This window comes from Agromyces sp. GL_144 (genome assembly GCF_057834305.1).
On sequence record NZ_CM174399.1, the window covers coordinates 4,202,229 to 4,223,563 of the forward strand.

The following is a 21,335-nucleotide window of genomic DNA, read 5'->3' on the forward strand; positions in this document are numbered from 1 at the left end:
ACATCGGGCGCAAACGGAAACACCCGGGCCCCGACGACGGCCCGGCGGACGCCGAGCGGACGCCGAAAGGGGCGCCCCGGCGAACCGGGACGCCCCTTCGGTGAAGCGTGAAGCGTGAAGCCTGCTGGGGCCTGAGGCCTACCAGCTCGACTTGGTGATGCCGGGCAGCTCGCCGCGGTGCGCCATGTCACGGAAGCGGACGCGCGAGACGCCGAACTTCGTGAGCATGCCACGGGGGCGGCCGTCGATGGCGTCACGCGAACGGACGCGCACCGGCGAGGCGTTGCGGGGCAGCTTCTGCAGGCCGACGCGAGCCGCTTCACGCGACTCGTCGGTGCCGTTCGGGTCGACGAGCGCCTTCTTCAGCTCGAGGCGCTTGGCCGCGTAGCGGTCGACGATCACCTTGCGCTGCTCGTTGCGCGCGATCTTGCTCTTCTTCGCCATGTCTTAGCGCTCCTCTCGGAAGTCGACGTGCTTGCGCACCACGGGGTCGTACTTCTTGAGCACGAGACGGTCGGGGTTGTTGCGACGGTTCTTGCGGGTCACGTAGGTGAACCCGGTGCCGGCCGTCGAGCGGAGCTTGATGATCGGACGGATGTCCTGTGCTTTCGCCATTAGAGCTTCACCCCACGAGCCTGGATGTCCTTGACGACCGACTCGATGCCGCGGGCGTCGATCACCTTGATGCCCTTGGCGGACACGTTCAGGGTGACGCTACGACGAAGCGACGGCACGTAATAGGTCTTCTTCTGCACGTTCGGGTCGAAGCGGCGCTTCGTCCGGCGGTGCGAGTGCGAGATGTTGTGCCCGAAGCCGGGAACGGCTCCAGTCACCTGGCACACTGCTGCCATTGGTCTTTCCTCCAATACCGAGGGGCGGATGCCCCTCCCAAGGTCTCTTGTCTGCTGACCCTCCACACGCCCGAAGCCCGCGATTTCTCGCGAAGTTCGAAGGGGATTGTCGCGGTCTGGGCAGTGGATGTGCCCAGCCAAAGGAACAGCCTACCAGAGAGGCTGATCACGGCCGAATCGAGCGGATGCCGCGGGCAGCAGCACTGCGCCGCGGCATCCGCTCGCTCGGCTCATCGGCCGATTCGTGGCCGGCCGATCGGGGTCAGGACGTGAGCGAGTCCACGTAGTCCTGGTTCTCGGAGATCCACTGCTCGACCACGGGGGCGTAGTCGTCGGTGTCGTTCTCGTTGAACATGGCGTTCTCGAGCGAGTAGAGCAGCTCGGAGTCCATCGTGAAGTCCTCCAGCCAGCCCGCGAGGGTCGGGTGCGTGTCGGCGAAGGACGCCGAGCTGTAGGAGTGGATGCCCTCGGCGCCGCCGAGCGCGCCCTCGGGGTCGGCGAGGTCCTTGATCGGGAACGCGTCGTAGGCCCAGTGCGGGCTCCACAGCGTGACCACGATGTTCTCGCCCTTGTCGGTCGCCGCGGTCAGCTCGGAGAGCATCGCGGGCGTCGAGCTGGTGAGGTACTCCATGCCCTCGAGCCCGTAGGTCGGGATGACCTCGTCGGTCGTGACGCGGTTCAGGCCGGAGCCGGGCTCGATGCCGACGAGCCGGTTGTCGAACAGGTCGGCGTTGTCGGCGAGCTCGGCGAGCGAGTCGATGGGGGCGTCCTCGTTCACCGCGATGGTGAGCTTGGCGTCGTCGTTCCACGAGCCGAGGTCGACGATGTCGTCGCCGTACTCCTCGACGTAGTCGGCGTGCGTGATGGGCAGCCAGGTGTCGAGGGTCACGTCGTAGTCCTCGCTCGCGAGGCCGCTGTAGACGGGCGCCGGGTCGGCGTACTCGAGCGTGACGTCGTAGCCCTGCTCGGTGAGGATCGCCTTCCAGAGCTCGCTCGCGGCGACGCCCTCGTCCCAGCCGTTGAACACGGCGATGGTGACCTTCTGCTGGTCGCCGTTCTCGAGCGCCTCGGCGCTGCCGCCGTCGGTCGAGCAGCCGGTGAGCACCAGGGCGGATGCCGCGGAGAGGGCGAGAGCCCCCGTCAGGATGGACTTCTTCATGGTGTTTCCTTTCCTCCCGCGGCTGTGGTCGCGGGTGTTGGGGAACGCCGCGCGAGCTGCGCGACGAGGTTCCGGGCACGGCGTCGCGTGGACGCCGCTCCCGAAGTCGGAGGTTGAGTGAGCCGAGCGGGTGCCTCGTCAGAGCCCGGTCGGCATGGGTGCGCGCCTCGGCGATGCGATCTCGCGCTCGACCTGGGTCGCGGCATCCGCTCGCTCGTCGTCGGGCGTCGTGCTCGAGGCATCCGATCGCCCCTTGGTTCGGGTGCGACGCCCGCGGCCCGCGCCGAGCGCGCCCGTGATGCGGTCGAGGATGATCGCGAGGATCACGACCGAGAGGCCGGCCTCGAAGCCGAGCGACACGTCGATGCGGTTCAGCGAGGCGACGACGTCGCCGCCGAGCCCGCCCGCGCCGACCATGCCGGCGATGACGACCATCGAGAGCGAGAGCATGATGACCTGGTTGACGCCGGCCATGATGCTCGGCATCGCGAGCGGCAGCTGGATCTGGCGCAGGATGCGGGCCGGCGAGGCGCCGAACGCGTGCCCGGCCTCGACGACCTCGCGGTCGACGCCGCGGATGCCGAGCTCGGTCAGGCGCACGCCGGGGGCCATCGCGAACACGATCGTCGCGACGATGCCGGGCACGACGCCCACGCGGAACAGGATGAGCGCGGGGATCAGGTAGACGAAGGCGGGCATCGTCTGCATGAAGTCGAGCACTGGGCGCACGATCTTGGACGCGAGGTCGGATCGGGCCGTCCAGATGCCGACGGGCACGGCGATCGCGATCGCGATCGTGCTGGCGACGAGCACGAGGGCGAGGGACTCCATCGCGTTGTCCCACTGGTCGACGCCGACGATCACGAGCAGGCCGATCACGGTGCCGAGCGAGAGCTTCCAGCCCTTCACGATCCACGCGATCGCGGCGAGCGCGATGATCACGACCCAGAACGGCGGCGTGATGAGCACGAACTCGACCGCGTCGTAGAACGCGAGGAAGACGGCGCGCACGATGGCGAAGAACCAGCCGAGCGTGTCGGTGAGCACGTCGATGACGCCGTCGGCGAGGTCGCCGAGGGGAATGCGGAAGTCGTTCATGCGCGGCTCCCGTCGGTCGTGGTGGACGTCGTGGCGGGCGCGGCGGGCGTGGCGCTCGCGCCGGTGACGGTGGTGACCGTCATGGCCGTCATGGCGAGCTCGTCGGGCGGCAGCGGCGTGTCGGGCGGGGCGGATGCCGCGGTCTCGCGCAGCGTCGCCGTGATGACGTCGACGGGCACGGTCGCGGGATTCTGCACCGCCTGCAGCTCGGCCGTGTCGGTCGGCACGTTGCCGAGCGCGGCGAGCAGGGTCACCCGCGGCACGGCGCCGAGCAGGCGCCCCTCGTCGTCGACGACGGCGAGCGGCAGGGCCTGCTCGACCGAGCTCTCGAGCAGGTCGGTGAGCACGACGTCGGGGCCGACGGCGGCGTAGTCGTCGGTGATCGCGCCCTGGAGCGAGCGTTCGCCGCGGCGCACGAGGCGCAGCACGTCGCGGTCGTGCGCGACGCCGACGAGCTTGCGACCGGATGCCACGACGAAGACCATCGAGGTCTGCAGGTCGCGCATGGCGCGCAGCGCGGCACGGGGGCCTGCCGAAGCGGATGCCACGGCGCGCGGCGCCTCCATGACGTTGCCTGCGGTGAGCACGCGGGCCCGGTCGACGTCCTGCACGAACTGGGCGACGTAGTCGTCGGCGGGGTCGGTGAGGATCTCCTCGGCCGTGCCGATCTGCACGACGCGCCCGTCGCGCATGACCGCGATGCGATCGCCGAGGAACATGGCCTCGTTCAGGTCGTGGGTGATGAAGACGATGGTCTTGCCGAGCTCCTGCTGCAGCTCGACGAGCTGCTCCTGCATCTCCCGTCGGATGAGCGGGTCGAGGGCGCTGAACGCCTCGTCCATGAGCAGGATGTCGGCGTCCGCGGCGAGCGCCCGGGCGAGGCCGACGCGCTGCTGCATGCCGCCCGAGAGCTCGGAGGGCAGCTTGTCGCCCCAGCCGCCGAGACCCACGCGTTCGAGCACGCGCTCGGCCTTCGCACGGCGTTCGGCCGGCGGCATCCCCTGCACCTCGAGGCCGTAGGCGGCGTTGTCGAGCACGGTGAGGTGCGGCAGCAGGGCGAAGTGCTGGAACACCATCGCGATGTGCTTGCGCCGTGCCTCGCGGAGCTTGGCCGGGCCGACGCCCGTGATGGGCTCGCCCATGACGGTCACGGTGCCCGCGCTCGGCTCGACGAGGCCGTTGAGCATGCGGATGAGCGTCGACTTTCCAGAGCCCGACAGGCCCATGACGACGAAGATCTCCCCCTGTCGCACGTCGAAGTCGACGTCGATGACCGCGGCGGTGCCGAGGGCGGCGAGGTCCTCGCGGGAGGCGCCGGCCTTCAGCCGCTCGAGCGCCTCGGCCGGCTTGCGGCCGAAGAACCTGGTGAGGTTCCTGACCTCGAGGGCGTTGGGGACGCCGCCGGCCGCGAGGATCGCGGCGGGGGTCGTGCCGGGGGTGGTGCCGGGGGTGATGCTGGGGGTCGTGCTCGTGTTCGTGCTGTGATGTTCGGGCATCGCAGGGCGCTCCAAAGGCGCGTGCGGTGAATCGCTGCCGAGGTGCTCGGAGGCAGCGTGAACGCACGCGTCACGGCCGGGTTCTGGCGATCCGGGATCCGGGACTCAAGCTCGACGGCACGTCGGGCGAATGCCGGATCCAGCGCGCACCGCCATCGGGGCGATGCACCACGCGCGGAACCGTACGACCCCGTCGGACGGCCGCCGAAACGGGCTTCCGCCGAGGGCGCGGACTGGGTGGTCGGCCCGTGAGGGCCGTTGACCACCGTATGGCCCCGGCGTGACGCCCGCCAAATCGATCCCGAGGATTCGTCGCCTGAACAGGGCTTTCAGCGCGAGTCGGCGGCAGCCAGCACGGTGCAGTTCGCACAGAGCCCGAACACGTCGACCACGTGGGCGGCCTGGGTGAACCCGTGCTCGGCGGCGATGCCCTTGGCCCAGGCCTCGACCTCGTCGGCGGCGATCTCGACCGTGAGCCCGCAGTTGCGGCAGATCAGGTGGTGGTGGTGACCCGTCGTGCTGCAGGCCCGGTAGAGCGCCTCGCCGTCGGGGGACTGCAGCGAATCGGCCTCGCCGTTGGAGGCGAGGTCGCCGAGTGCGCGGTACACCGTGGCGAGTCCGATCGGCGAGCCGCTGGCGTGCAGCGTGGAGTGCAGCGCCTGGGCGCTGATGAACCCCTCGGTGTCGTCGAGGGCTTCGCGAACGGCTTCGCGTTGCCAGGTGTTGCGCTTCATGCGGTGCGGGCGTCCTCTGCGGTCTCCACGGGTATCGCGGACGCCCTCCACGGTAGTGCGCGAACCTTGGAGCCGACCAGTGCGAGCACCAGGAACGCGGTCGCCGTGAGCACGATCGCAGGCCCCGCGGCGACCGCGAACGCCCTGGAGGCGAGCACGCCGAGCACGCCGGATGCCGCGCCGATGACGGGTGCGGCCACGAGCATGCCGCGGTACGTGGTCGTGACGACCCTCGCCGCGGCGGCGGGTGCGGCGATGAGGGCGATCGCGAGGATCGCGCCGACCGCGGGCAGCGCGCTCACCACGGTGGCCGCGGTCAGGCCGAGCACGAGCAGCTCGATCGGCCATTCGCGGTACCCGGCGGCGCGGAACCCGGCCTGGTCGAAGGTCGAGAACACGATGCGCCGCCCGTAGACCGCGACGAGCACGAGCGCGACCACGCCGACGCATGCCGCCAGCAGAATATCTGCGGGCGTCACGGTGAGGATCGACCCGACGAGCAGGGATTCGGGCTGCACGGGGAGGTTCGGCACGATCGCCGCCAGGATCGCGCCGACCGCGAAGCCGCCGGTGAGCACGATGCCCGCCGCCACCTGCGCACCCTGGTTTCGCACGCGCGCGATGCCGGTCATCACGAGCACGAGCACCACGGATGCCGCGGCCGCACCGAGCGGCACGCTCACGCCGAGCGCGGCGGCCGCGACGGCCCCCGGGTAGGTGCCGTGCGTCAGCGCCTGGGCGAAGAACGTGCGCCGGCGCAGCACGACGAGGCAGCCGACGAATCCGCCGACGGCGCCGATGACGATCGCCGCGATGAGGGCCCGCTCGAAATAGCTCATGCGCGCCCCTCCCCCGCGTTCGCAGCCGACGCGGGCACGGACGTCGGCACCGAGGCATCCGCCGCGCGCGCGCCGACGGCCGTCGCACGACCCGAGCGGATGCCGCGACCCGACGCATCCCGGAGCAGGCGAACGCCGAGCACCACGGCGTAGCCGAGCACGAACACGGCGACCACGGTGCTGCCGGCCGGCAGGTCGACACCCGCGCCCACGCTCGCGGCGAAGCCGACGGCGAGGCCGATCCACGACGCGAGTCCCGCGAACACGGCGGCGATCGGGAAGAGGAGCCAGAGGCGCACCGACACGAGCCGCGCGACGGCGCCGGGCACCACGAGGAAAGCGAGCACCAGCAGCGAGCCGACCGTGCTCGCCCCCGCCACGACGACGAGCGCCACGGCGACGTTGAGCATGAGGTCGAGCCGGAACCCGGAGTCGCCGGCAGCGCGGCTTCCGGCGGGATCGAAGGCGCGGAACACCTGCTGCTTCATCGTGACCGCGACGAGCACGAGGGCGACCGCGCTCACCAGCACGAGCGGCAGCACCTCACTCGGCGGGATCGTGAGCACGCGGCCGAACAGCAGGGCCTCGAGGGCCCCCGCGTAGTCATCGCTCTTCGATACGACGATGACGCCCACGCTGAAGGCCGCGGTGAGCACGACCGCGACACTGGCATCGGAGGTTACGCCGGCGCGACCCAGCCAGGTGAGCAGCACCGCGCCGATGAGGGCGGCCACCGCGGCTCCGGGCAGCACGCCGGCGGTGCCGCCGACGGCGAGGCCGATCGCGAGGCCGGGGAAGACCGCATGCGTGAGGCCGTCGCTGATGAACTCGAGCCCGCGCAGGTTCACGAGCACGCCGACGACGCCCGCGACGAGCGCGAGCACGAGCAGCACGACGAGCGCCCGGCCCATGAACGGCACCGTGAAGGCGCCGAACAGCGCCTCGCCGAGGCTCATGCGAGCCACTCCCCCGGCACCCGCCGCGGTGAACATGCCGCGCGTGGCATCAATGCCCCTCGTGCCCGGGAACGACCAGCGTGTGCTCGTCGATCTCGACCTCGACGCCCTCGAAGCAGCGCTGCACGTTGCCGAGGGTCAGCACGTCGGCGACGGGGCCGTACGAGAGTTGCCGACCGTTCACGAGCAGCACGAGATCGCAGACCTGCTGTGCGAGTTCGAGGTCGTGCGTCGACACGAGCACCGCGACCCCCTCGGCCTTCAGCCGGCGCAGCGTCTCGACGAGCGCGTCCCGGTTCGGCTGGTCGAGTCCGTTGAACGGCTCGTCGAGCAGCAGCAGGCTCGGCTGCGCCGCGAGCGCTCGGGCCAGCAGGCCGCGCTGGCGCTGCCCGCCCGAGAGTTCGCCGAAGCGCTTGCCGGCGTAGTCCGCGAGGCCGACCGTCTCGAGTGCGTGCCGCACCGCGGCGCGATCCGCGCGCCCCGGCCAGCGCAGCAGGCCGAGCCGCCGGTAGCGGCCCTGCATGACGACCTGCTCGAGGCTGATCGGGAAGTCGAGGTCGAACTCCATGCTCTGGGGAAGGAACCCGAGCATGCCGCGATCGGCATGTCTCGGCGGATGCGGCCGCCCCGAGGCATCCGCAGCGCCATCGCCGGCTCTCGCGACCCGGCCGCTGCCACCGCCGGCACCGCCTGCACCACCGCTGCCGAGCACGAGCCGCCCGTGCGTCAAGGGCACGAGCCCCAGGATGCCGCGCAGCAGCGTCGACTTGCCCGCACCGTTCGGGCCGATGAGCGCCACGGCCTCGCCGCGATGGATCGCGACGTCGAACCCGGTGACCGAGCTGCCGCCCGGGTGGGTGAACGCGGCGTCCTCGAGTCGCAGCACCACGTTCTCGCTCATTCGGCCATCATTGCAGTGCGCTCGGCAGCGCGGAAGGTTCCACACCCCACGACTCCACGATCAGCCGCGTGTTGTGGATCTGCGAGCCGAGGTAGGTCTCGCCATCGCTGCCCGGGCCGCCGAGCGAGTCGCCGTAGAGGGCGTCGGGTCCGGAGTAGACCGTCACGCCGGCCTCGGTGCCGATCGCCTCGGCCGTCTTCGGCGAGATCGACGCCTCGGAGAACACGGCCTTCGTGCCGGTGGCCTCGATGTCGGCGACGAGCTGGTCGATCTCCTTCGCGCTCGGCTCGGCGTTGTCGTCGAAACTCGGGATCACGCTGCCGACGAACACGAGGTCGTACGCGTCGATGTAGTACGTGAAGGCGTCGTGGTTCGTGACGAGCAGCCGCTCGGCCGCAGGCACTTCGTCGACGCTCTGCTCGATCCAGTCGTCGAGCGCGTTCAGCTGCGCGACGTAGGCCGTCTGGTTCGCCTCGAGCGCGGCGGAATCGACGCCTTCGATGCCCTCGAGGCCGGCACCGATGTTCTCGACCATCGTCACGGCGAGCTCGGGGTCGGTCCAGATGTGCGGGTTGCCGCCCTCGTGGTCGTGGTCGTCGTGGCCCTCTTCGGCGTGGTCGTCGTGCTCGGCCTCGTCATGTTCGGCCTCGTCATGCGCGTCGGCATCCTCGCCGTGCTCATCGCCCTCTTCGTGCTCGTGGTCGTCGGTGCCGAACAGCTCGATGCCGGTGCTCGCGTCGATGAGCACGCCGTCGAAGCCCGAGGCGTCGAGCGCGTCGTCGAGCCAGGACTCGAGGCCCGCGCCGTTCATGACGACGGCGTCGGCGTCGGCGAGTGCGAGCAGCTGCGCGGCCGACGGATCGAAGCTGTGCGCGCTCTGGCCGGGGGAGAGCAGCTGGGTGACGTCGGCGGTGTCGCCGACGAGCTCGTGCACGAAGTCGCCCACCTGCGTGGTCGTGGCCACGATGCGGGGGCCGTCGCCGTCGGAGCCGGAGGTTCCGGATGCCGCGGAGCCGGCGCATCCGCTCAGCAGCAGCGTGCCGGCTCCGATCGTCGCGAGCAGGCCGAAGGTGCGCGCGGGCCGGACGGGGAAGCGGTTCTGCGAGGTGGGCATGACCTGAACCTACGCTTATTGATAATGATTGTCAAAACCATCAATGGGCGGAAGGACGATGCGTTACGGCCCTGTGAACACTCGAGACGAATCACTCGCGCATGTCGGTCGGCCGTGCCACCATGAAGCACGTGGATACGACGACCCCCCCTCTCGCGTTGCATCCGTTCACCGTCGAAGATGCCGAGCGTCTGCTGTCCGGCGAGGTCGATCCTCACGACGGCTGGGCGGGCGGCTACTCCTTCACCGACGAGCCAGAGCTGCTGCGCGAGTTCGTGCGCGCGGTGCGCGTCTCGGGCGATCCGGCGCCGTTCGGCCCCTACCTCGTGCGCCTCGGCGACGGGGGAGCGGCCATCGGCGGCGTCAACCTCTTCGGCCCGCTCAACGAAGACGGCGCCATCGAGTTCGCCTTCGGGCTCGTGCCGGCCGCCCGCGGCAAGGGCTACGCCGAGCTCGTCGTCAGCGAGGCGCTCGCGCTCGTGCGCGCCAACGGCGGCCGCGTCGCGACGGCCGAGGCCGAGATCCCGAACCTGCCCGCCCGCCGCGTGCTCGAGCGCGTCGGCATGGCCGAGCGCTCGCGCACGACCGACTCGATCACCTACGAGATCCGGTTCTGAGCCGCGCCTGAGCGCGTGCTGAGCCGCATGCGGGCGTTGCTGCGCACCTGTCGAGGCAGACGGGCAACATCCATCGCACGCTACTCGAGCAGCAGAGCCGGCTCCTCGATGATCGACGCGACATCCGCCAGGAACCGGCTCGCGACATCGCCGTCGACCACGCGGTGATCGAACGAGGCGCCGATCGTGGTCACGAACCGCGGCCGCACCTCGCCGTCGACGACCCACGGCTTCTGCTTGATCGTGCCGAGCGCCACGATCGCGACCTCGCCGGGGTTGAGGATGGGCGTGCCGGTGTCCATGCCGAACACGCCGATGTTCGTGACGGTGATGGTGCCGTTCGCCATCTCGGCGGGCTGCGTCTTGCCCTCGCGGGCCGTGAGGGTGAGCTGCTCGAGCGAGGCGGCGAGCTCGACCATGGTCATGGCCTGCGCGTCCTTCACGTTCGGCACGATGAGCCCGCGCGGCGTCGCCGCGGCCACGCCGAGGTTCACGTAGTGCTTCACGATGATCTCGGAGTCGGTCCACTGCGCGTTCACCGACGGGTTGCGGCGCACGGCCCAGATCATCGCCTTGGCCATGATCAGCAGCGGCGAGACGCGAATTCCGGTGAAGTCGGTCGAGGCCTTGAGCCGCTTGACGTACTCCATGGTGCGGGTGGCGTCGACGTCGACGAACACGCTCACGTGCGGTGCCTGGAACGCGCTCTGCACCATGGCCGAGGCGATGGCCTTGCGCACGCCCTTGACGGGGATGCGGTCTTCGCGGTCGGTGGGCAGCTCGGGCGTCTGGATGTTGCGGAACACGCTCGCCTGGCTCGCCTCGCGGATGACGTCGTCGCGTGTGATGTCGCCGATGGGCCCGGTGGGCGCCACCCGCGAGAGCTCGACCCCGAGGTCCTTCGCGAGCTTGCGGATGGGCGGCTTGGCGATGACGGGGAACGTCGTCTCGGCACGAGCCGGGGCGGATGCCGCGACCGGGCGCTCGGCCGCGGCGACGGGCGCCGGGGGAGCGGTGTGCTCGGCCAGGTGCTCGTGCGCGACGTCGGGGGCCGGATGCCGCTGCCGACGGCGCGTGCCCGACGGGCCGGAGGATCCGTGGCCGACGAGCACGGCTCCGCCGCCCTCGGACGGCGCGGGGGCGTGCGACGCGACCGTGGCCGCCGGCGCGGGTGCGGCCGGCGTCGACGTGACCGGTGCCGACGCGACCCGGGCGGCGGGCGAAGCCGGTGCGGCCGACGAAGCAGGGGCGCCGGCCGCGGCCGGGCTCGCGGGCGCCGGAGCGGCAGCCGCCCCCGCGGCGTCGGCCGTCTGCACGACGAGGATCGGGGTCCCGACGTCGACGGTCGCGCCCTCGGCCACGAGCAGCTCGGTGACGACGCCCTCGAACGCGCTCGGCAGCTCGACGAGCGACTTCGCCGTCTCGATCTCGACGAAGACCTGGTCGAGCGCGATCGCGTCGCCGGGGGCGACGCGCCACTGCACGATCTCGGCCTCGGTGAGTCCTTCGCCGACGTCGGGCAATGGGAACCGGATCTCAGTCATTCGTCCACCCTCGCAGTCGATCTATGCCGTTGCGGTCATATCGGATCGGTGTCGCCGCGTCAGTACGCGAGCGCCCGATCGACGGCCTCGAGCACCCGGTCGGGGCTCGGCAGGTACTCGGTCTCGAGCGCGGCCGGCGGGAACGGCGTGTCGAAGCTCGAGACCCGCAGCACGGGCGCCTCGAGCGCGTAGAACGCCCGCTCGGCGACCGTCGCCGCGATCTCGGAGCCGACGCTCACCGAGCCGTAGGCCTCTTGCGCCACGACGAGCCGGCCCGTGCGGTGCACCGACTCGAGCAGGGGGCCGTAGTCGATGGGGGAGAGCGAGCGCAGGTCGACGACCTCGAGGCTCGTGCCCTCGCCCGCGGCGATGTCGGCCGCCTGCAGCAGCGTCGAGATCATCGCGCCGTGGCCGACGACGGTGACATCGGTGCCCGAGCGGATGACGCGACTGGAGTGCAGCGGAACCCCCGAGTGGTCGAGGTCGACCGGGCCCTTCGGCCAGTACCGGCTCTTGGGCTCGAAGAAGATCACGGGGTCGTTCGAGGCGATGGCCTCCTGGATCATCCAGTAGGCGTCATGCGGACTCGAGGGGCTCACCACGCGCAGGCCGGGGGTGTGCGCGAAGTACGCCTCGGGGCTCTCCTGATGGTGCTCGATCGAGCCGATGTGCCCGCCGTAGGGCACCCGGATCACGATCGGCATCGAGACGCGGCCCTCGTGCCGCAGCGTCATGCGCGAGAGCTGCGTCGTGATCTGGTCGAACGCCGGGAAGATGAACCCGTCGAACTGGATCTCGAGCACCGGGCGGTAGCCGCGCATCGCGAGCCCGATGGCCGTGCCCACGATGCCCGACTCGGCGAGCGGGCTGTCGAGCACGCGGTGCTCGCCGAACTCGGCCTGCAGGCCCTCGGTCACGCGGAACACGCCGCCGAGCGGACCGATGTCCTCGCCCATGAGCAGCACCTTGTCGTCGCCGCGCAGCGCCTCGCGGAGTCCGGCGGTGATCGCCTTGGCCAGCGAGAGGGTCTGCACGCCCTTGACGCCCGACCCGCCCGACTCGCCGGACTCGGCCGACGCGTCGACGGCGGGCACGGGCACACCGGACGCCGGTGCCTCGGCGGGCTCGATCGCGCCGGCCTGCAACTGCTCCTCGATGTCGGTGCTCATGCGGCGCCCCCTTCGAATCCGGTCTCGTAGGCGTCGAGCCACGCGGCCTGCTCGACCATCAGCGGATGCGCCTCGCTGTAGACGTGCTGGAAGATCTTCTCGCGCGTCGGGGCCGTCAGCTCGAGGGCCCGCTTGCGGACGTCGCTCGCGACATCCGCCGCCTCTTCGTCGGCCGAGGCGAAGAACGCCGCCGACGCGCCGCGGGACTCGAGCCAGGTGCGGTACCTGGAGATGGGATCGCGCTCGGCCCAGTACCCGACCTCGTCGTCGGTGCGGTACTTGGTCGGGTCGTCGGCCGTGGTGTGCGCGCCCATGCGGTAGGTGAGCGCTTCGATGAAGGTCGGTCCCTCGCCCGCGCGGGCCTCTTCGAGGGCGACGCGGCTCGCGGCGTAGCTGACGAGCACGTCGTTGCCGTCGATGCGCAGGCTCGGCATGCCGAAGCCGCCACCGCGCAGGCCCAACGGGCTGCGCGACTGCCGGGACACCGGCACCGAGATGGCCCACTGGTTGTTCTGCACGAAGAAGACCTGCGGCGTCTGGTAGCTCGACGCGAACACGAGCGCCTCGCTGGCGTCACCCTGCGAGGTGGCTCCGTCGCCGTAGTACACCAGCACCGCGGCATCCGTCTCGGGGTCGCCCGTGCCGCAGGCGCCGTCGAAACGGATGCCCATGGCGTAGCCCGTGGAGTGCAGCGTCTGCGACGCGAGCACGAGCGTGTAGAGGTGGAAGTTGCCGTTCTCGTCGGGGTTCCAGCCGCCGAGCGTCGCCCCGCGCAGGAGCGCGAAGATGCGCACGGGGTCGAGCCCGCGGATCATGCCGGCGATGTGCTCGCGGTACGACGGGAAGATGTGGTCCTGCGGGCGGGCGGCGCGCGCCGAACCCACCTGCGCGGCCTCTTGACCGAGGCTCGGCACCCAGAGGGCGAGCTGGCCCTGCCGCTGCAGGTTGGCACCGGTGACGTCGATGCGACGCGAGACCGTCATGTCGCGATAGAACTGCTCGAGCACGTCGTCGCCGAGCGCCTCGATCAGCGGGAGGTAGGCCTCGGCCTCTGGGCTCGGCCGGAGCTCGCCCTGAGGTGTCAGCAGTTGCACCGTCGGCGCGGTGAATTCACGTTCCTGAGCGACCACCGTTCCACGCTACCCGCTACGACAGGTGCCCTTCTTGTGAACTCGGCACAAGCTCACCGAGAATCCCGAGGAGGATTTCGACAGAGGCCTCTTCGCCGATCGAGACGCGGATGCCCTCCGGCGGGAACGCACGGGCGACGACGGATGCCTCGAACAGGCGTTCGGCGACGGCCGCGGTCTGCTCGCCGGTCGGAAGCCAGACGAAGTTGCCCTGCGCCTCGGGCACCGGCCAGCCCTGCGCGACGAGCGCGGCGCGCAGGCGGTCGCGCCGCTCGGCGATGACCGCGACGCGCTCGAGGAGTTCGGCCTCCGCCGCGGGTTCGAGGGAGGCGATCGCACCGGCCGACGACGCGGCGGTCACGCCGAGCGGGATCGCCGTCGCGCGGGCGGCGTCGAGGATCGCGACGGGGCCGATCGCGTAGCCGACGCGAAGGCCCGCGAGGCCGTAGGCCTTCGAGAAGGTGCGCAGCAGCACGAGGTTCGGGTGACGGCCGATGAGCGTCGCACCGTCGACGGAGGCCTCGTCGGTGACGAACTCCGCGTAGGCCTCGTCGAGCAGCACGAGCCGGTCGCTCGGCACCTTCGCCATGAACGAATCGAACTCGGCCGCGGTGACGATGACGCCGGTCGGGTTGTTGGGGGAGCAGACGATGACCACGCGCGTGCGGTCGGTGATCGCGGCGGCGATGGCATCGAGGTCGTGGCCGTGGTCGGGGCGATTCGGCACCTGCACGCTCGTCGCACCGGCGACCGTGACGAGGCCGGGGTAGGCCTCGAACGACCGCCACGAGTAGACGACCTCGTCGCCGGGCTCGGCCGCCGCGAGCACGAACTGCGCGATGAGCGCGACGGATCCGGCACCCACGATGACCTCGTCGGCGGTGACGCCGAACCTGGCGGCGAGGCGTTCGCGCAGCGCGAGCGCGGTGGCGTCGGGGTAGCGGTTGATCGACCCCGCCGAGGCCGCGACCGCGTCGACGACGCCGACGAGCGGGTCGAACGGGTTCTCGTTGCTCGAGAGCTTGAAGCCGTCGGCCGGCGCGGGGCGCCCCTGCCGGTACGGGGGGAGTGCGGCGATCTCGGGGCGCAACCGGATTGCGGGCGCCGTCGACTCGGGTTCGGTCATGAATTCCACCGTACCTTCTCGCCCATCGGCCGGGTTCGGTGGGAGAGTGGGGACATGCGCTTCATCGTCAAGGTCATCGTCGTCGCCTTCGCCCTGTGGCTCACCACCCTGCTGGTGAGCGGTGTCTCGGTCGTTCCATATGACGACACGGCATTCGGCACGGTGCTCACGTACCTGCTCGTCGCGGCGATCTTCGGGCTCGTGAACGCGATCGTCGGCACGTTCATCCGCGTCGTCGCGTTCCCGATCTACGTGCTCACGCTCGGGCTCATCTCGTTCATCGTCAACGGGCTGCTGCTGCTGCTCGTGGACTGGATCAGCGGCCTCATGGGCTTCGGCCTCCAGGTCGACGGGTTCTGGTGGGGCGTGCTCGGCGCGCTCGTGCTCGGCCTGTTCAGCTGGCTCATCGGCCTCGTGGTGCGCCCGAGCCGGGACTGACCCGGCCAGAGGCGAGCCGCCCCGCGCCCCGCAAGCCGATCCCGGCCGGCACGATGCATGCCCCCGGGCATCACTCACGTGACGCCCGCCACCTCGTGCGCTCCCCGGTCGCGCCGCCGGTGAAGTCCGTCACGGTCGTGCGGAACGCCACGGTCCGTTCCTCTTCAGAGAGGTCGAGCAGGTCCATGGTCTCGCCGTACAGCGTCAGGCTGTGCGCCGGCACCAGGTCATCGCTCTCGTGGCCCGGTTCGAGCACCTCTCGTCCGACGACGAACATGCCGGGCGCGCGCCCGCCCGGACCGCCCGATCCGCCGGTGGCGGGCACGAGGTCTTCTGGATGCTCCACCGAGAGGAAGTCCACGCCGTCGCGGATCGGCGCGGAGGCGACCGGTCCGCCGAGGCTGACCCCGGCCACGACGTTCAACTCGGGGTCGGAGGCGAGCCCCGCGGCGATCACTCCGCCACCCGAATGCCCGATGGCGAGCACCGGATCATCGGGCGAGGCGCCCGCTTCGGTGAGCGCGGCGCGCACCGCCCGGTCGGCGGCACCGGAGTCGGCCCCAAGGAGCCGTAGTCGGTCGAAGATCGAATTCTGCGCGACGCTGTGCAGGTTCGAGGTCATGTCCGACGACTCCTCGCCCGCCTCGAGGGTGAAGTCGACCGTGCCGCCGACGTAGACGATCCATCGCTGCTCGCCGTCGACGTCGTATCGCTCGACCGTGATCTGCGCCTTGCCGTCGCTCGGGGGCACGCGCTGCGCGAGGTCGCCGAGACCGGTCGGCGCCGGCACCGGGAACCGACCGGTCGGCGGCGCGGCATCGGTGGGGTTTCGCTCGGGCGCCACCCGCGTGACCTTGACCGGCCCGTCGGTGAGGAGGCGGCCGCTGCCCAGCCCGAGTTTCGCGGCGAGGGCGGTGAGGCCGAGCACCGCTGAGGCACTGTCGGGCGCGGTGAGGGCCGATCCGATCGTGCCCACCGAGGTGCCGAACGCAGCGGTCAACGCATAGTCGTCGGCGTGGTCGGCAACGGTTCGCACGAGGTTCACGAAGGCCGGGTCGCTGAGTACATCGCGGTGCTCGGCGAGCCATTGCACCAGTGGCAGATCGCTCAAGCCAGGCTCCTCGTCGAGCAGGCGAGCGACCCCGATCACGGCGACGATCGTCGGGAGGGCCACGATCACGGTGGCGAGCGTTCGGATGACGGCTCCGGGGGTCAGGACCCCGAGCGCGACGGCACCGAATCGCCCGCCGAGGTCCCAGAGTGCGCTGACGAACCGCTCGGTCGCCCCGTATCGTTCGGCCGACTCGAGCAGTGCGGCACGCATCGACTCGATGCGTTCGCGCGCGTCGACGAGCACTGCACCCCCGATCGGCCCGAGGGAATCCCCCGCGCCTGCGAAACCGACCGAGCCGGGGACGGCGGCCGCGGCAAGCCCCGATCGGATCGCCTCGAACCGATCGATCCAGCCCTGCACGCTCGCCGACGCGGCCCCGAGCCGACTCACGTCGACGAAGAGCGAATCGATCGCGACGGCGGTCGACCCACCGCCCGATATGGTCAGGTCGTCGCTCACGCCTCGGGCCCAGCGGCAAGGATCGCGTTCTGCTCGTTGAGGCGATCCTGAAGACGCCAGAAGGTCGACGAGACGCCCTGCGCGGCATCCGTGAGGATCACCGCCGCGGAACGCAATGCCTCACGCGCATCACCGAGCGCCCTGGCGTAGGCGTCACCGGCATCCGATCGCCAGTCGGTCGGCTGCTCGCACGGCAGGTACGCGAGCGTGCCCGCGCTCACCTCGTCGGCCAGCACGCCCAGGTCGATGGCACCCTGGCGCGCGAGGTCGACCTGCTCGGGCGTGACGGCGGCACCCGTGCTCATGGCCCACATGAGATCGTCGTAGGCGGCGTTTCGAGACATGCGTGCCAGTCTTGCGACGGCCGCGCTCCCGACGTCGCGCCGGCACCGATTCGCACGAAGACGCGCGCGATCCGCGTCTGTGGAGGACGAGCGAGCGCCCGAGCCCCGAGCGAGCGCCCGTGGCCGCCTACCTAGCCCTCGGCCACCAGCCCCGCCAGGATCCGCGCGCCGAGCCGCCCGTAGGGACTCGCCGGGTCGAGCGCGTCCACGAGCGCGGTGCCGAGCACGAGCGCCCACCCCCTGGCGCGCTGCCACGTCGCGTCGTCGACCTCGGCGAGCGCCTCGACGTGCGCGACGAACGCCGCGCGGCCCTGCGGCCCGAACGTGAGCCACGCCGTCGCGAGGTCGGTCGCGGGGTCGCCCGACGTGAGGTCGCCGAGGTCGACGACCGCCGCGAGGGCGCCGTCGGCGTGCACGAGCAGGTTGCCCGGATGCAGGTCGCCGTGCACCCAGACCGGAGGACCATCCCAGACGGATGCCTCGAGCGCACGCCGCCACAACCGTTCGAGCAGGTCGGGGTCGGCCATCCTGCCGCGCGCGAGGCGTGCTCGCACGTCGTCGTCGCGGGCGGCGAGTGGAACGCCGCGATAGGGGTTCTCGGGCGCGTCGGCGGGCGCCGGGGCGCCAAGGGCGACGACGAATGCGGCGAGCGCCTCGGCCGCGGCATCCGCTCTGGAAGGGAAGGAAGGGCTCGCGCCGTTCTGCCTGCCCGACGAGCTGAACGACAGCGCCGAGACGCCCGGAAGCCACGGCACGATGCTCCACGGTGCGTCGTAGCCGAGCTCGGGCGCCGGCCGGCCGATGCGCACCGGCACGGGGATCGGCACCGGCAGGCCCGCGGCGAGGTCGGGGAGCCACCGCTGCTCGTTGCGCAGCAACGGGACGGCGATGCGGCGACGCGGCATCCGCACGGCGAGGTCGTCACCCAGGCGGAACATGACGTTGTCCCACCCGCTGTCGACGAGCCGGATCGGCCCGAGCAGGTCGGCGTGCTGGCTCGCGACGAGCCGCGCCGCGAGGTCGGCGTCGACGTGCAGGTCGGCCTCGGGCGCATCCGTCACCGTCTCGCCCGCCTCCCGCATCGATCGCCGACCGTCCGCAGACCGGCTCGCCGCCAGCCTAGGCGCTGCCCCGCCGGCGCGAACCCTGCGGCTCGTCGACGGCCGCGATCGAGCCCGTGATCGTGATCGGGTTGCCGTCGCAGTCGATCAGCGCGCCCTCCCGCACGACATCGCCCTCGCGCAGCGCGGCGAACTGCTCAGCGGTCACCGTGCGCGCCTCCGCCCCGGCGGCGAACACCGACGGGTTCTTCGAGTTGCCGAGCTCGAGGTGGTTGAAGAGCAGGTTCAGCAGGATCGCCATGATCGCCGCCGAGCTGATGCCCGAGTGGAAGATCGTGACGAACCAGTCCGGGAAGTCCGAGTAGATCGCCGGCGCGACGATCGGCAGCATGCCGAAGCCGAGCGAGGTCGCCACGATCACGAGGTTCATGTTGCCGCGGTAGTCGACCGAGGCGAGGGTGCGGATGCCGCTCGCCGCGACCGTGCCGAAGAGCACGATGCCGGCGCCGCCGAGCACGGGCGGCGGAACCGCGGCGACCACGCGACCGAGCACCGGCAGCAGGCCGAGGAGCACGAGGATGCCGCCGCCTGCGGCGACCACGAACCGGCTCTTCACGCCCGTGATCGCGACGAGCCCGACGTTCTGCGCGAACGCGCTCTGCGTGAACGAGTTGAAGACCGGGGCGATCGCCGACGAGATCATGTCGGCGCGCAGCCCGTTGCCGATGCGCTTGGCGTCGACCTTGGTCTTCACGATCTCGCCGACGGCGATGAGGTCGGCCGAGGTCTCGGTCAGGGTCACGAGGATGACGATGAGCATCGAGATGATCGCCGCGACGTCGAAGATCGGCGGGCCGAACGCGAACGGCGTCGGGAGGGCGATGATGTCGCCGTCGCCGACGGCGGAGAAGTCGGTCTGCCCGGTGAACACCGCGATCACGGTGCCGACGACCATCGCCAGCAGGATCGACAGCCGCGAGATCGCCTCGTTGCCGAGCTTGCTGAGCAGCAGCACCGTCGCGAGGGTCGCCGCGGCGAGGCCGAGGTTGGCCATCGATCCGTAGTCGGATGCCGCGGGGTTGCCGCCCATCACCCAGCCGGCCGCGACCGGCATGAGCGTGAGGCCGATCGTCGTGATGACCGTGCCGGTGACCACCGGCGGGAAGAACCGGATGATCTTCGAGAACAGCGGCGTGATGAGGAAGCCGACGACGGATGCCGCGATGACCGCACCGAAGATCGCCTGGATGCCGGCGTGCCCGCCGCCCTGCGTCTCGACGATCGCGATCATGGTCGCGACGCCCGAGAACGAGACGCCCTGCACGAGCGGCAACTGCGCCCCGAAGAACGGGACCCCGACCGTCTGCAGGATCGTCGCGAGACCGCCCACGAACAGGCAGGCCGTGATCAGCAGCCCGATCTCGGCGCCCGAGAGACCGGCCGCCCCGCCGACGACGAGCGGCGGGGCGATGATGCCGCCGTACATCGTGAGCACGTGCTGCAGCCCGAAGGTGAGCTGGCTCCAGAACGGCAGGCGTTCATCCTCGGGCCGGGGCGCGGTGCGCCCGGTTCCCGGTGCGGTCTTGCGTGTTCTCTTGAATGGCATGGCTTCCTCTCTGTGGACGACGGTGTCCGAGCGGACGACGGTGTCCGGATGTGTGTGCGTGTGCCGTGCAGGAGTTGCTGATGGTGCTGGTGGTCTCGGGTGGTTCTCGCTGTCGGGGTCGGGCGCCTGGGCGGTGCGCGTCGGTCTGTGCGGTCGGTCTGTGCGGCGGGTGGTGCTCCTATCCGTTGACGAGCCGCCGAGCGGCCTCACTGTGCTGGGCGATGAGTCGTTCGACGTCGAGGCCTTCGACGCGACCGTCGACGACGCGCCATTCGCCGGCGACCATGACCCGGTCGGCCCGCTCGGCGCCGCAGAGCAGCAGGGCCGCAACCGGGTCATGGGCTCCCGAGAAGCGGATGTCGTCGAGGGTGAAGAGGGCGAGGTCGGCCTGCGCCCCGACCTCGATGCGGCCGATGTCGCGGCGCCCGAGCACGGCGGCGGAACCCGCGGTCGCCCATCCGAGCGCGCGTTCGACCGGGACATCCGCCCCGTAGCGGAGCCGTTGCAGCAGCAGCGCCTGGCGCGCCTCGGCGATCATCGACGACCGGTCGTTCGAGGCCGACCCGTCGACGCCGATGCCGACCGGCGCCCCGGCCGCCTCGAGTTCGAGCACGCGCGCCGTGCCGGAGGCGAGCCGCATGTTCGAGCTCGGGCAGTGGGCGATGCCGGTGCCGGCGGCGCCGAGGCGCGCGATCTCGTCGTCGCTGAAGTGGATCCCGTGGCCGAGCCAACTGCGATCCCCGAGCCATCCGACGCTCTCGAGGTAGTCGACGGGCCGCAGCCCGAACATCTCGAGGCAGAAGTCCTCCTCGTCGATCGTCTCGCCGAGGTGGGTGTGCAGGCGCACGTCCTGCTGCGCCGCGAGTTCAGCGGTGTCCGACATCAGCTCGCGCGTCACCGAGAACGGCGAGCAGGGCGCGAGGGCGATCTGGATCCGGGCGCCGGCGCCGCGCTCGTGGTACGCCTCGATCACGCGGCGGCTGTCCTCGAGGATCGTGTCGTGCTCCTGCACGGTCGTGCGCGGCGGCAGCCCGCCCTCGTCCTCGCCGAGCGTCATCGACCCGCGCGTGAGCGTCGCCCGCATGCCCATGGCGCGCACGGCCTCGACCTCGACGTCGATGCCGTGCTCGAGCCCGTGCGGGAACACGTAGTGGTGGTCGGCCGCGGTCGTGCATCCGCTGAGCAGCAGTTCGGCCAGCGCGACGTCGACGGCGAGCCGCAGCGAGCGCTCGTCGAGCCGCGCCCAGACGGGATAGAGCCGCTGCAGCCAAGGGAACAGCGGCGCATTCGCGACCGGCCCCCAGGCGCGCGTGAGGGTCTGGTAGAAGTGGTGATGCGTGTTGACGAGCCCCGGCGTGATCACGTGGCGGCCGGCATCGAAGCGGCGGACTCCCGGCGTCGCCGGTGTCGCGCCCTTCGCCACGAGTTCGACGATCACGCCGTCTCGAACGACGAGGCCGCCTCGAGCGTCGACGCCGTGTTCGACGCCGGTCGTGATGCCGAGCGGATCGGCGATCCAGGTGGCATCGCCGGCGCGGGAGCCGTCGTCGGAGCGGGTGGTTTCGGTGGTCATTCGCAG

At 71.1% G+C, this 21,335-nt stretch carries 22 protein-coding genes; 2 read left to right on the forward strand and 20 right to left on the reverse strand.

What is annotated here, in order from left to right; all coding sequences use genetic code 11:
• Positions 1-138: 138 nt before the first annotated feature.
• The 11 genes from rpsN to AC3IPY_RS19360 form a co-directional block, all read right to left on the reverse strand.
• The gene (gene rpsN / locus AC3IPY_RS19310; RefSeq protein ID WP_489185900.1) at positions 139-444 is read right to left on the reverse strand and encodes a 30S ribosomal protein S14; all 306 of its coding nucleotides are present in this window, start codon (positions 442-444) and stop codon (positions 139-141) included.
• A gap of 3 nt (positions 445-447) precedes the next feature.
• Positions 448-615 carry a 50S ribosomal protein L33 gene (gene rpmG / locus AC3IPY_RS19315; RefSeq protein ID WP_156998431.1) on the reverse strand — a complete coding sequence of 56 codons (168 nt, stop codon included), beginning with the start codon at positions 613-615 and terminating at the stop codon, positions 448-450.
• A complete protein-coding gene (gene rpmB, locus AC3IPY_RS19320; protein WP_489185901.1) occupies positions 615-851 on the reverse strand; it encodes a 50S ribosomal protein L28 in 237 nt (78 codons plus the stop codon). The genes rpmG and rpmB overlap by 1 nt, the downstream gene beginning before the upstream one ends.
• A 262-nt stretch (positions 852-1,113) precedes the next feature.
• Positions 1,114-2,010, reverse strand: coding sequence for a glycine betaine ABC transporter substrate-binding protein (locus AC3IPY_RS19325; protein WP_489185902.1), 897 nt, complete (start codon positions 2,008-2,010; stop codon positions 1,114-1,116).
• Positions 2,011-2,148: 138 nt separating this feature from the next.
• Complete coding sequence (locus AC3IPY_RS19330) at positions 2,149-3,108, reverse strand: ABC transporter permease (RefSeq protein ID WP_489185903.1); 960 nt, start codon at positions 3,106-3,108, stop codon at positions 2,149-2,151.
• Positions 3,105-4,604: a quaternary amine ABC transporter ATP-binding protein gene (locus AC3IPY_RS19335; protein ID WP_489185904.1), complete on the reverse strand. Its 1,500-nt coding sequence runs from the start codon at positions 4,602-4,604 to the stop codon at positions 3,105-3,107. The genes AC3IPY_RS19330 and AC3IPY_RS19335 overlap by 4 nt, the downstream gene beginning before the upstream one ends.
• Positions 4,605-4,933: 329 nt before the next feature.
• Positions 4,934-5,338, reverse strand: coding sequence for a Fur family transcriptional regulator (locus AC3IPY_RS19340; protein ID WP_489185905.1), 405 nt, complete (start codon positions 5,336-5,338; stop codon positions 4,934-4,936).
• On the reverse strand, positions 5,335-6,177 hold the full coding sequence (locus tag AC3IPY_RS19345; protein ID WP_489185906.1) for a metal ABC transporter permease: 843 nt from the start codon (positions 6,175-6,177) through the stop codon (positions 5,335-5,337). The genes AC3IPY_RS19340 and AC3IPY_RS19345 overlap by 4 nt, the downstream gene beginning before the upstream one ends.
• Positions 6,174-7,133, reverse strand: coding sequence for a metal ABC transporter permease (locus AC3IPY_RS19350; protein ID WP_489185907.1), 960 nt, complete (start codon positions 7,131-7,133; stop codon positions 6,174-6,176). Before AC3IPY_RS19350 ends, AC3IPY_RS19345 begins: the two co-directional genes overlap by 4 nt.
• A gap of 49 nt (positions 7,134-7,182) precedes the next feature.
• On the reverse strand, positions 7,183-8,034 hold the full coding sequence (locus AC3IPY_RS19355) for a metal ABC transporter ATP-binding protein (RefSeq protein WP_489185908.1): 852 nt from the start codon (positions 8,032-8,034) through the stop codon (positions 7,183-7,185).
• 7 nt (positions 8,035-8,041) lie between these two features.
• A complete protein-coding gene (locus tag AC3IPY_RS19360) occupies positions 8,042-9,148 on the reverse strand; it encodes a metal ABC transporter substrate-binding protein (RefSeq protein ID WP_489185909.1) in 1,107 nt (368 codons plus the stop codon).
• A gap of 131 nt (positions 9,149-9,279) precedes the next feature.
• Here AC3IPY_RS19360 and AC3IPY_RS19365 point away from each other — a divergent pair, with 131 nt between their 5' ends.
• Positions 9,280-9,765 (forward strand): GNAT family N-acetyltransferase, encoded by a 486-nt coding sequence (locus AC3IPY_RS19365; protein ID WP_489185910.1) that lies wholly within the window; start codon positions 9,280-9,282, stop codon positions 9,763-9,765.
• 80 nt (positions 9,766-9,845) lie between these two features.
• Here AC3IPY_RS19365 and AC3IPY_RS19370 read toward each other — a convergent pair whose 3' ends face one another.
• Genes AC3IPY_RS19370 through AC3IPY_RS19385 form a run of 4 tightly spaced genes read right to left on the reverse strand, consistent with a single transcriptional unit; the run spans position 9,846 to position 14,734 of the window.
• Complete coding sequence (locus tag AC3IPY_RS19370; RefSeq protein ID WP_489185911.1) at positions 9,846-11,309, reverse strand: dihydrolipoamide acetyltransferase family protein; 1,464 nt, start codon at positions 11,307-11,309, stop codon at positions 9,846-9,848.
• 59 nt (positions 11,310-11,368) lie between these two features.
• Positions 11,369-12,478 (reverse strand): alpha-ketoacid dehydrogenase subunit beta, encoded by a 1,110-nt coding sequence (locus AC3IPY_RS19375; protein ID WP_489185912.1) that lies wholly within the window; start codon positions 12,476-12,478, stop codon positions 11,369-11,371.
• Positions 12,475-13,608, reverse strand: a complete 1,134-nt coding sequence (locus tag AC3IPY_RS19380) for a thiamine pyrophosphate-dependent enzyme (RefSeq protein WP_489185913.1) — start codon at positions 13,606-13,608, stop codon at positions 12,475-12,477. The genes AC3IPY_RS19375 and AC3IPY_RS19380 overlap by 4 nt, the downstream gene beginning before the upstream one ends.
• A gap of 16 nt (positions 13,609-13,624) precedes the next feature.
• Positions 13,625-14,734 (reverse strand): histidinol-phosphate transaminase, encoded by a 1,110-nt coding sequence (locus tag AC3IPY_RS19385; protein ID WP_489185914.1) that lies wholly within the window; start codon positions 14,732-14,734, stop codon positions 13,625-13,627.
• Positions 14,735-14,788: 54 nt separating this feature from the next.
• On the opposite strand from AC3IPY_RS19385, the gene AC3IPY_RS19390 reads away from it, so the two are divergent.
• A complete protein-coding gene (locus AC3IPY_RS19390) occupies positions 14,789-15,172 on the forward strand; it encodes a phage holin family protein (protein WP_489185915.1) in 384 nt (127 codons plus the stop codon).
• A gap of 70 nt (positions 15,173-15,242) precedes the next feature.
• On the opposite strand, the gene AC3IPY_RS19395 is transcribed toward AC3IPY_RS19390, so the two are convergent.
• From AC3IPY_RS19395 to AC3IPY_RS19415, 5 genes are all read right to left on the reverse strand, one after another.
• The gene (locus tag AC3IPY_RS19395) at positions 15,243-16,745 is read right to left on the reverse strand and encodes a hypothetical protein (protein WP_489185916.1); all 1,503 of its coding nucleotides are present in this window, start codon (positions 16,743-16,745) and stop codon (positions 15,243-15,245) included.
• Positions 16,742-17,089, reverse strand: coding sequence for a hypothetical protein (locus AC3IPY_RS19400; RefSeq protein WP_489185917.1), 348 nt, complete (start codon positions 17,087-17,089; stop codon positions 16,742-16,744). Before AC3IPY_RS19400 ends, AC3IPY_RS19395 begins: the two co-directional genes overlap by 4 nt.
• Positions 17,090-17,220: 131 nt before the next feature.
• On the reverse strand, positions 17,221-18,150 hold the full coding sequence (locus tag AC3IPY_RS19405) for an aminoglycoside phosphotransferase family protein (RefSeq protein WP_489185918.1): 930 nt from the start codon (positions 18,148-18,150) through the stop codon (positions 17,221-17,223).
• 58 nt (positions 18,151-18,208) lie between these two features.
• Positions 18,209-19,756 carry a nucleobase:cation symporter-2 family protein gene (locus tag AC3IPY_RS19410; protein WP_489185919.1) on the reverse strand — a complete coding sequence of 516 codons (1,548 nt, stop codon included), beginning with the start codon at positions 19,754-19,756 and terminating at the stop codon, positions 18,209-18,211.
• Between the two features lie 178 nt (positions 19,757-19,934).
• Positions 19,935-21,329: an 8-oxoguanine deaminase gene (locus tag AC3IPY_RS19415; RefSeq protein ID WP_489185920.1), complete on the reverse strand. Its 1,395-nt coding sequence runs from the start codon at positions 21,327-21,329 to the stop codon at positions 19,935-19,937.
• Between the last annotated feature and the right edge of the window lie 6 nt (positions 21,330-21,335).

Coding starts and splice junctions, on each gene's coding strand:
- AC3IPY_RS19325 (WP_489185902.1), bottom strand. CDS start 2,010: ATGAAGAAGTCCATCCTGACGGGGGCTCTCGCCCTCTCCGCGGCATCC.
- AC3IPY_RS19360 (WP_489185909.1), bottom strand. CDS start 9,148: ATGCCCACCTCGCAGAACCGCTTCCCCGTCCGGCCCGCGCGCACCTTC.
- AC3IPY_RS19400 (WP_489185917.1), bottom strand. CDS start 17,089: ATGTCTCGAAACGCCGCCTACGACGATCTCATGTGGGCCATGAGCACG.
- AC3IPY_RS19345 (WP_489185906.1), bottom strand. CDS start 6,177: ATGAGCTATTTCGAGCGGGCCCTCATCGCGGCGATCGTCATCGGCGCC.
- AC3IPY_RS19370 (WP_489185911.1), bottom strand. CDS start 11,309: ATGACTGAGATCCGGTTCCCATTGCCCGACGTCGGCGAAGGACTCACC.
- AC3IPY_RS19410 (WP_489185919.1), bottom strand. CDS start 19,756: ATGCCATTCAAGAGAACACGCAAGACCGCACCGGGAACCGGGCGCACC.
- AC3IPY_RS19385 (WP_489185914.1), bottom strand. CDS start 14,734: ATGACCGAACCCGAGTCGACGGCGCCCGCAATCCGGTTGCGCCCCGAG.
- AC3IPY_RS19355 (WP_489185908.1), bottom strand. CDS start 8,034: ATGAGCGAGAACGTGGTGCTGCGACTCGAGGACGCCGCGTTCACCCAC.
- AC3IPY_RS19340 (WP_489185905.1), bottom strand. CDS start 5,338: ATGAAGCGCAACACCTGGCAACGCGAAGCCGTTCGCGAAGCCCTCGAC.
- AC3IPY_RS19335 (WP_489185904.1), bottom strand. CDS start 4,604: ATGCCCGAACATCACAGCACGAACACGAGCACGACCCCCAGCATCACC.
- rpsN (WP_489185900.1), bottom strand. CDS start 444: ATGGCGAAGAAGAGCAAGATCGCGCGCAACGAGCAGCGCAAGGTGATC.
- rpmB (WP_489185901.1), bottom strand. CDS start 851: ATGGCAGCAGTGTGCCAGGTGACTGGAGCCGTTCCCGGCTTCGGGCAC.
- AC3IPY_RS19390 (WP_489185915.1), top strand. CDS start 14,789: ATGCGCTTCATCGTCAAGGTCATCGTCGTCGCCTTCGCCCTGTGGCTC.
- AC3IPY_RS19350 (WP_489185907.1), bottom strand. CDS start 7,133: ATGAGCCTCGGCGAGGCGCTGTTCGGCGCCTTCACGGTGCCGTTCATG.
- AC3IPY_RS19375 (WP_489185912.1), bottom strand. CDS start 12,478: ATGAGCACCGACATCGAGGAGCAGTTGCAGGCCGGCGCGATCGAGCCC.
- rpmG (WP_156998431.1), bottom strand. CDS start 615: ATGGCGAAAGCACAGGACATCCGTCCGATCATCAAGCTCCGCTCGACG.
- AC3IPY_RS19415 (WP_489185920.1), bottom strand. CDS start 21,329: ATGACCACCGAAACCACCCGCTCCGACGACGGCTCCCGCGCCGGCGAT.
- AC3IPY_RS19330 (WP_489185903.1), bottom strand. CDS start 3,108: ATGAACGACTTCCGCATTCCCCTCGGCGACCTCGCCGACGGCGTCATC.